The organism is Pseudomonas sp. SDO5532_S415, from assembly GCF_054071155.1.
Genome location: NZ_JBSVWS010000360.1, coordinates 1 through 1,249 on the forward strand (window position 1 = coordinate 1; position 1,249 = coordinate 1,249).

The 1,249-nt window shown below is 54.4% G+C and carries 2 protein-coding genes; both read right to left on the reverse strand.

Annotated elements, in window-relative coordinates; genetic code table 11:
* Window positions 1-38: 38 nt before the first annotated feature.
* Window positions 39-881, reverse strand: a complete 843-nt coding sequence (locus ACW9HW_RS30085; protein WP_457402963.1) for an IS3 family transposase — start codon at window positions 879-881, stop codon at window positions 39-41.
* Window positions 878-1,183, reverse strand: a complete 306-nt coding sequence (locus ACW9HW_RS30090; RefSeq protein ID WP_457402965.1) for a transposase — start codon at window positions 1,181-1,183, stop codon at window positions 878-880. The genes ACW9HW_RS30085 and ACW9HW_RS30090 overlap by 4 nt, the downstream gene beginning before the upstream one ends.
* Window positions 1,184-1,249 lie beyond the last annotated feature (66 nt).

A 1,249-nucleotide genomic window follows, 5' to 3' on the forward strand; every position in this document is an offset into this window, starting at 1 on the left:
TGTTCTGGTCAAGTATTTCCGGACACCAGTTACGGTATTTAGGCCGCCTGTTGCTCCATGGCTATTGGCGACAAGTAATTGTTGTAGCTGTGGAGCCTTATCAGGTTGTAACGCATAAAGAATTGGGTCATGTCAGCCCTGGCTTTTTCAGTCGTGGGATAGCCTTCGCCAGGCACCCACTCTGACTTCAACGTTCCGAAGAAGCGCTCGGTTGGCGCATTATCCCAGCACTGTCCTCTGCGGCTCATGCTCTGGACTATGCCGTGTTGCTCGAGCGCAGCCTGGAATTTCCGACTGGAGTACTGACAACCCTGATCCGAGTGAAATATCAAACCAGTGGGCGTTCCTCGGACCTCCACTGCCATTTTCAGGGCTTTGGTCACCAGGTGGGCGTCGTTGATCAATGAGAAGGCCCATCCAACAACACGCCGTGCAAATAGATCAATCACGACGGCCAGATGGAACCAGCGCTTGCCGACCAACAGGCTCGTAACGTCGCCGCACCAGACTTGATTGATCGCGACCGGCTGAAAATTGCGCTCAAGCCGATTCGGCGCAATGAACGCCTCGACGCCTCTGGATCGAAAGGGATGCGGGCGACGCTGCTTGCTGACCAGGTTTGCTTCCATCATCAGCTTGCCCGCCAAATGCCTACCCACCGTGATCTGCTGGGCTTTCAAGTATTCAGACATCATCCTCGCTCCGAGACTTTCTCGGCTTTCAGTGTGCAGTTGCACCACCTTTGCCTTCAGCGCTTCACGCTTGCTGTCTGGCACTGAACGGCGCGAACACCATTCATAAAAGCCACTGCGTGAAACACCAAAAACGCTGCAAAGAATGGCTGTCGGATACAAGCCTGACCCTCTCAGTTCCTCAATCAACGAAAACGATCGGGATCCGACATCAAGAGAGCCGTAGCCTTTTTTAAGATCTCCGCCTCCATCTCAAGGCGCTTGATCTTGGCCCGAAGCTCCTGGAGTTCCTTTTGCTCCGCGGTGATGGCCTTGGTGCCCGGAACGGGCTGGCCTTTGCGCTCTTTACGAACTTGCTCAATCCACCGACGCAGAGCAGTCGCCCCCACATCCATCGACGCGCAGACATCTGGAACCGAGCAGTTATCGTCAAGAACCATGCAGGCAGCACGCATCTTGAACTCGCGGGTATAGGTTTTACGTTCTTGCATGGAGCCTCCTGAATGGGCGAATCATATCGCCCTAAAGAGGTGTCCGGGATTATTAGGCCAGTTCAG